The organism is Streptomyces sp. MZ04, assembly GCF_004684775.1.
Lineage (GTDB): Bacteria > Actinomycetota > Actinomycetes > Streptomycetales > Streptomycetaceae > Streptomyces.
Genome location: NZ_SRIC01000358.1, coordinates 1 through 7469, shown reverse-complemented (window position 1 = coordinate 7469; position 7469 = coordinate 1). Strand labels below are relative to the sequence as shown.

Annotated in this window: 9 protein-coding genes; 7 read left to right on the top strand and 2 right to left on the bottom strand. The window is 72.9% G+C overall.

Going from position 1 to position 7469, the window contains the following annotated elements; translation table 11 throughout:
* Nucleotides 1–581: ABC transporter (locus E2651_RS39040; RefSeq protein ID WP_135336019.1), on the bottom strand; the 581-nt coding region annotated here is incomplete at its 3' end.
* Nucleotides 578–1522, bottom strand: coding sequence for an ATP-binding cassette domain-containing protein (locus tag E2651_RS39035; RefSeq protein WP_135336018.1), 945 nt, complete (start codon nt 1520–1522; stop codon nt 578–580). The genes E2651_RS39040 and E2651_RS39035, both read right to left, overlap by 4 nt.
* Nucleotides 1523–1615: 93 nt before the next feature.
* On the opposite strand from E2651_RS39035, the gene E2651_RS39030 reads away from it, so the two are divergent.
* The 7 genes from E2651_RS39030 to E2651_RS39000 form a co-directional block, all read left to right on the top strand.
* Complete coding sequence (locus E2651_RS39030) at nt 1616–2347, top strand: aminoacyl-tRNA hydrolase (RefSeq protein ID WP_135336017.1); 732 nt, start codon at nt 1616–1618, stop codon at nt 2345–2347.
* Between the two features lie 18 nt (nt 2348–2365).
* Nucleotides 2366–3034, top strand: a complete 669-nt coding sequence (locus E2651_RS39025) for a TetR/AcrR family transcriptional regulator (RefSeq protein ID WP_245239488.1) — start codon at nt 2366–2368, stop codon at nt 3032–3034.
* 93 nt (nt 3035–3127) lie between these two features.
* The gene (locus E2651_RS39020) at nt 3128–3568 is read left to right on the top strand and encodes a hypothetical protein (protein ID WP_135336016.1); all 441 of its coding nucleotides are present in this window, start codon (nt 3128–3130) and stop codon (nt 3566–3568) included.
* Nucleotides 3569–3575: 7 nt separating this feature from the next.
* Nucleotides 3576–4223: a TIGR03086 family metal-binding protein gene (locus E2651_RS39015; protein WP_135336015.1), complete on the top strand. Its 648-nt coding sequence runs from the start codon at nt 3576–3578 to the stop codon at nt 4221–4223.
* 110 nt (nt 4224–4333) lie between these two features.
* Nucleotides 4334–5101, top strand: a complete 768-nt coding sequence (locus tag E2651_RS39010; RefSeq protein ID WP_135336014.1) for a DUF4142 domain-containing protein — start codon at nt 4334–4336, stop codon at nt 5099–5101.
* Nucleotides 5102–5198: 97 nt separating this feature from the next.
* Complete coding sequence (locus E2651_RS39005; RefSeq protein WP_135336013.1) at nt 5199–6605, top strand: DUF692 domain-containing protein; 1407 nt, start codon at nt 5199–5201, stop codon at nt 6603–6605.
* Between the two features lie 9 nt (nt 6606–6614).
* Nucleotides 6615–7469, top strand: an 855-nt coding sequence (locus E2651_RS39000; RefSeq protein ID WP_135336012.1) for a TIGR04222 domain-containing membrane protein, incomplete at its 3' end; no start/stop codon positions are given.

Below are 7469 nucleotides of genomic sequence, written 5' to 3'. Positions count from 1 at the left end.
GGAACCACCCCGTCCCGCGACCCCGTGATCAGGTCCGTCAGGACCGCCTGCGCCGGTGAGCCCGTGGCGACGAGCGCGAGCAGCGCGGCCAGGAGCAGCACGGAGATCGCCCACGCCGGCGAACGCAGCAGCGGCCAGTTGGTGACGGCGCCGATCGCGGTGCCAAGGAGGGCGCTCACCAGCATGGCAAGCAGACCCGCGCCGCTCGCCGCGAGCCGGTTCACCGCCGTACGGTGATCGGTGCTCGCCGCGTCGCTGATCACCGCCACGACGACGGTGGCCAAGGCCCCGAGCACGGCCGTCGCCAGGAACGCGGAGAGCAGCGTGGCCAGATGCGCCCGCCAGGGTCCCGCCGCCGCGGCGGTGCAACTGCGCGCCGACGGCGGCTCGTTGGTGACGCAGATCCGTACGATCCAGGCGGCGACGGGAAGCAGCGCGGCGGCCGCGTACGCGAGGGAGTCGAGGACGGGCTGCCCGCTCTGCACACCCACGGCGAGGAACACGGCGTACAGAATGACCGGCGCGAGCCAGCGCTGGGAGCGCAGCAACAGGGCGGACTGGTAGTGCAGCAGGGCGTTCATCGGTCCCGCACCTCACTCTCGGAGACAGCCTCCAGAACCGAAGCCCCAGCGGCCTCGGACCCGGGCCCAGTGGACACCGACACCACGTGCCACGGCGGACGCGCGCCCAACAGCGCGCGCAGCGCCACGTCCGAGTGCGTCGCCGCCACCGTCAGGCGCAGCGCGCCCTCCGGGGAGTGACCGGTGACGGTGCCAGGCGTCGCGGGCGGCGGTGCTCCCGGTGGGCCCTGCGCCTCGATGACGACGGACGGTCCCGGTGGGGCCGCAGCCTCCGAAGTCTCCTCCGGCGTACGGACGTTCACCTCCGTGCCCACGACCGCGTACGTCACGTCCACCGCGCCCGAGAGCCGGCGTGGATCGTGGTCGACGAAGACGACGGCACCGCCCTCCGTGACACGCTCGGCGACCGTCCGGTCGAGTTCGTCGCGGGCCGCGGCGTCCAGGCCCGTCCATGCCTCGTCCAGGACGAGCAGTTCGGGCCGGGCGAGCAGGGCCTGCGCGACGGCGACCTTCTGGCTGCTGCCCTTGGACAGCTCCGAGAGGGGCGTACGCGCGTAGCTTCCGGCGCCGAAGCGCTCGAGCCACTCCTCCGCGCCGCTCGCGGCCGCCCGCTTCGACAGGCCGTGCACCCGGCCCAGGTGCGTGAGGTAGCCGACGGCCGTGAACGGCAGGGCAGCCGGGAAGCGTTCGGGTACGTACGCCGTGCGCGGCCTGCCTACGACGCGGCCCTCGGACGGGGCGTCGATCCCGGCGATCACGCGCAGCAGCGTCGACTTGCCGGTGCCGTTCGCGCCCTCGATCCGGACCACCGTGCCCGCGCGTATGTCTAATCCGATGCCGCGCAGCACCCACGGCCCGCCCACGGCATAGCGCCGCCCCACCCCGTCGAGCCGCAGCGCGAGACCGGCGCGGCCGCCGAAAGCCTCGTGATCATCTCCCATGCGGCCATCCTCGCGCACAGGTCAACCGGTACGGGTCCACCAGTACGGCAAAGCCCCTGACAGGACCGATCTTCGGCCTGGCAGACTGGACGGGTGAGCAGCGACGACCCGACCGCCGAGAACCCCGACCCTCAGAACAGCCCCTTCCGCGTGGAGCAGGTCTCGCGCGACGAGGCGCCGCAGTTCGTGCTGCCGCTGGTGGCCCGGATCGAGCGGGCCGAGCCGCCGCACCGTACGGACGCCCTGGAGACGGCGGCCCGCGCGGTCCTGGTGATGCTCAGCGACGAGCGGTCCCTCGGCGACGGCGAATGGGCGCAGGCCATGCGGGACTGGCAGGACGCCCGCATCCGCAAGGTGGTCCGGCGGGCCCGCGGCGCCGAGTGGCGCAGGGCCGAGGCGCTGCCCGGCATCACGGTCACGGGCAAGTCGGCGGAGGTCCGCGTCTTCCCGCCGGTCCCGCTGGACGGCTGGCCCAAGGACCTGGCCCGGCTCCAGGTCTCGGGCACGGACCTGGACGACCCGGAGCCGCTTCCCCCGGCGGACGGCACCGCGCCCGTCCTGTGGATGAGCCCCGATGTCGACATGTCGGCGGGCAAGGCGATGGCCCAGGCGGGCCACGGCGCCCAGCTGGCCTGGTGGGAGCTGTCGGACGAGGAGCGCACGGCCTGGCGGGACGCCGGTTTCCCGCTGTCCGTCCGCACTCCGGGTGCCGCCCAATGGCGCGAACTCGTGGCGAGCGGCCTGCCGGTGGTGCGGGACGCGGGGTTCACGGAGATCGCGCCGGGCTCCTGCACGGTGATCGCCGACCACCCCGCCCTTCGCTGAGCCGAGGAGGAGGCAGAGATGATGGCGACCAAGACCGACGGCGGAGGCACCGCCAAACTCGACGGCCGCGTCGAGCGCGGCAATCAGACCCGGCGGCTCGTCCTGCGCCGCACGGTCGACATCGCGTCGGTCGAGGGCCTGGACGCGCTGTCGGTCGGCCGTATCGCCACCGAGCTGAAGCTCAGCAAGAGCGGGGTGTTCGCGCTCTTCGGCTCCAAGGAGGAGCTGCAGCTCGCGACGATCCGCGCGGCGGGGCGCATCTACCTGGACGCGGTGGTGGAACCGGCCCGGCAGTCCCCGCCCGGCATCGGCCGGGTGTCGCGGCTGTGCGCGCACTGGCTGGACTACTCGGAGCAGCGCGTCTTCCCCGGCGGCTGCTTCTTCTACGGAGTGATCGCCGAGTTCGACGCACGCGAGGGGGCGGTGCACGACGCGCTGGTCCGCGCCAACCGCGACTGGACCGACCAGGTGGAGCGCTGCCTCGCAGAGGCCCGCGACACCGGCGAACTGCGCGCGGACCTCGACGTCCCCCAGCTCGCCTTCGAGCTCATCGCCCTCATGGAGACGGCGAACGCGCACTCGGTCCTGCACGACGAACCGGACGCCTACCGCAAGGCGGGCGTCGCCATCACGGCACGACTGCGCGCGGCGTCAACGGACCCGGCATCGGTGCCTCAGCTCCCCTGAACTCCCCCTGCCCCCTCCTGAACTCCCCTGACCGCCGGGCGGATTCCACAAAACAAGTAGCACGACCGTTCGCTTAGTTTTATGCTCGTACGCATGCCGCCCTCATGGATCATGCGATCTCCCTGGCGAGCGGGCCCCGAGGCGCACGCGCCGGGCCCGCTCCTGGTGAGCGTCACCGAATTCACCGCCCACCGGCACACCCAGACCCTCCCGATCGCCCTGTCGGGGCTGCGGCTGCGCCGGAGTTGGCCGGGGATGCCCGGCGCCGTCGGCATGTGGCTCTGGGTCGATCCGTTGCGCAAGCGCTCGGGGTCCGTCTCGGTCTGGACCGACGAGCGGTCGCTGTACGCGTTCGTGGCGCGCCCCGACCATCTGCGGATCGTCCGCGCGCACCGGGACCGGGGCGCGATGCGCGCCACCGTCTGGACGGCGGACCGGCTCGACCCGGGCACCTGCTGGGCCGAGGCGAGCGCACTGCTGACCGACCCAAGTCCCTGGCCACGCCCGTTCGTTCACACCCCGGAAGGACAGTGACGACCTCATGACCACCGGCCTCACGACCACCGACCCCACGACCACCGACCCCACGACCACCGACCTCATCGACCTGATCGCACTCGACCGCACCGCCGTCCAGGAATCGCTCCGCGTCCTGCGCATCGCCCGCGACGCCGACTGGGAGCGCCCCTCGACCTGCGCGGGCTGGACGCTGCGCGATCTGGTGGCGCACATGGCCGCGCAGCATCACGGGTTCGCCGCGGCGGCGCGGGGTGCGGGTGATGACCGTACGTACTGGATCGCGCCCGATCTCGGCGGCGACCCGTTCAAGGTGTACGACGAGTCGGTACGGCACGTGCTGGCCGCGTTCGCCGAAGGGGGCGTCCTGGAAAGGGGGTTCACGCTTCCCGAGATCGGCGGGACGTTCACCGGACGCGTCGCCGTCGGCTTCCATCTCCTCGACTACGTGGTGCACTCCTGGGACGTGGCGGCGACCCTGGGCGTCCGCCTCGACCTGCCCCGGCCGGTCGTCGAGGCCGCGCTCGACATCGCCCGGCGGGTGCCGAAGGATCCCGATCGTCGGGGCCCCGGTGCCGCGTTCGCGCCGGTCCTGCCCACGCCCGAAGAGGCGTCCCCGCTGGACGAGATGCTGGCTCTCCTCGGGCGCTCTCCCCGTTGGCGCGATCGCTGAACATCACGCACGCTTCTGCTGAACATCACGCACGCCTCTTCCGTATCTCCTGGTACCAGGAAGTAGCTTGCCCTCCACGGCAAGTAGACGGGCACGGGAGGCACGGCACATTGCGGCGCATCAATGGCACGGCTCTGATCATCGCGGCACTGGTGGCCACACTGGGCGCGCTCGCGTTCCCCCTGTGGTCCTACGCCGACCGCTCGGGCACAGGGCCCGCCAATCTGGCCGCCGGGTCCGTGGCCACCCAGTGGGGTCCGCTCTCGGCGGCCGACCGCGATCTGCTCGTGAAGGTGCGGCTCGCGGGACTGTGGGAGATACCGGCGGGCCAGCAGGCGGTCGAGCGGGCGCCGACGGAGGCGATCAAGGAGGCCGGGGACCATCTGATCGTCGGCCACACGGACCTCGACAAGCGGGTACGCGGCGTCGCGGCGCAACTCGGCGTGGAGCTGCCGAACCAGCCGAACCCCCAGCAGCAGGGCTGGCTGGAGGAGTTGACGGCGGCCAGTGGACAGACGTACCAGCGGAAGTTCGCGAATCTGCTGCGCGTCTCGCACGGCAAGGTGTTCAGCGCGATCGCGCAGGTGCGGGACAGCACGCGCAACACGCTGGTCCGGCAGCTGGCCACGGACTCCAACCAGACGGTCCTCGACCACATCACGATGCTGGAGGCGACCGGCCTCGTCGACTTCGACGACATCGCGAACGGTGGCGCCGCCACCGCCACGGCCAGCCCCAGCGGGCCTCCCCCGCCGTCCGGCGAGCGTCCGCCGGAGCCGCCTCCCGCCGGTCCCGACGGTGACGTGTCGACCACGTCACGGCCGTCGCCCGCACCGCCCGGAGAGGTCAATACGGACCGGCCGGAACCTCAAATGTAGCTCTGAACGTCCCTCTCCAGGGGTTCGCCCGCGACTGCCGGGGTCATGACTCCGACACTCGACCACGACGCGGGGTCATGGCGGAGGAGGGGGAAATATGCAGCACCTGGGGACGGGAATCGGGTGGCGTCCGGAGATCGCGGACGCCGTGGAACGGATGCCCGGCATCGACTGGGTCGAGGCCGTGTCGGAGAACCTGTGCCCCGGGCACCTCCCCGACTCCCTCCTGCGGCTGCGCGAGCGCGGCGTGACGGTGGTGCCGCACGGCGTCTCGCTGGGCCTCGGCGGCGCGGACCGCCCGGACGAGGACCGGCTCACCGCCCTCGCGGAGCGCGCGCAGGCCCTCGGCTCACCGCTCGTCACGGAACACATCGCGTTCGTACGCGCCGGGGGCCCGCTGACGGCCTCGCAGCCGCTGGAGGCGGGCCATCTGCTGCCGGTGCCGCGCACCCGCGACGCCCTCGACGTGCTGTGCGAGAACGTACGCATCGCGCAGGAGGCGCTGCCGGTGCCGCTCGCGGTGGAGAACATCGCGGCGCTGATCAGCTGGCCCGGCGAGGAGATGACGGAGGGCCAGTTCCTGTACGAGTTGGTGGAACGCACGGGCGTCCGCCTGCTCATCGACGTAGCCAACCTCCACACCAACCACGTCAATCGCGGCGAGGACCCGGCCAAGGCCCTGGACGAGCTGCCGGTCGAGGCGATCGCGTACGTCCATGTGGCGGGCGGCTTCGAGCGCGACGGCGTCTGGCACGACAGCCACGCCCACCCGGTCCCGAAGCCGGTCCTCGCCATCCTCGCGGACCTGGCCTCACGGGTGACCCCGCCGGGCGTCCTGCTCGAACGCGACGAGAACTTCCCGGATCCGGTCGAGCTGGAGCGGGAGCTGGACGCGATACGGGAGACGGTGCGGGGGGCGACGCCGGTTGCCGGGGCGGGGTCGACGGCGCCGGTTGCCGGGGTGAGTTCGACGGCACCGGTTGCCGGGGTGAGTCCGACGGCACCGGTTGCCGGGGTGAGTTCGACGGCACCGGTTGCCGGGGTGAGTTCGACGGCGCCGGTTGCCGGGGTGAGTTCGACGGCACCCGCCCTCGCCCGTCAGCGGCTCGCCCTCGCCCAGACCGCGCTGCTCTCCGCGCTCGTCGCGGGGACTCCCGTGCCCGAAGGGTTCGACCGGGCGCGGCTTGCCGTGCAGAGCCGGGCGCTGATCGGCAAGCGGGCCGATGTCGTGGCGAAGGTGGCGCCCGAGTTGCCGGAGATCCTCGGCAAGGGGTTCCGCTCGGAGTTCTTCGCGTACGCGCAGGCCCGCCCGATGGCCGGCGGGTACCGGCGTGACGCGCTCGACTTCGCCGAGCAGTTGTTGCTCGCCGGGCAGCCGGAGGACGCCGACGCGCGCGGGCGGCTGACCCGGTGGTGGCTCGAGCGGTCCGGTCCCGCGCCGCTGGACGGGCGGCCGGTCACGCGTTGGCTGCGGGCGGCGCGGTTCGCGCTGCGGCGAGGGTAGGGGGCAATCGTGGAGATCCTGGCCATCTGTTACGCCCTGGTGGTCGCCGCCTCGTCGGTGGGACTCCTCGTCGGCGTCGCCCGTCTGCGGCAGGGCGGAGGCGGGCAGCCCGACGCGCATCACGGCGGCGTGTTCGACCCCCTGGAGGCCGCCTTCCTGGCCGGCGGCCCCGGCCGGGTCGCCGACGCCGCGATCGCGGCCCTGCACGAGGACGGGCGCCTGGTCGTGGTGGGGCCCGGCATCGTCGGGATCCAGTCGCCCGACGTCCGCAACCCGGTGGAGGGCGCGGTGGTCCAGGCCCACGCCGCCGCGCCGAGCGGCGCCCTGCACTGGCTGCGCATCGGCGTGATGCGCAGCCCCGCCGTGCAGGCACTGGGCGACACGCTCGCCGGTCGCGGTCTGATGGTGCGGCCCGACGCCCTCGACCGGCTACGGCGCCTGAAGATCCGGCACAACGCCCTGAGCGTCGTCGGGTTCTTCCTCGTCATCACCGTCATCTCCGTAGAAGACGACGACACCCCCTCCTGGGACCCGGTGAGCGCATCGACCGTCGCCCTGATCGTGGCTTGGGTGATCGGCGCTCTGATCGGCGCGCTCTGCAGCAACGCCACCCGCAGCCGGGTCACCCCCAAGGGGCGGGCCGCGCTGGCGGAGTACCGCGCGGCCAGCGCGTACGCGTACGGCGCGGCGTACCGCGTGGCGGTCGACGGCGTGAACGGCGTGGTCGATGACGTACTGCGCTCCCAGCTGCAGGCCGCGCACAAGATCCGGCCGGGGAGGACGGCGGGGACCTCGTCGTACGCGGGCAGTTCGGCGGGCTCGGGCTCGTCGGGCGGTACCCCGATGTGGTGCGGAGGCGGAGGC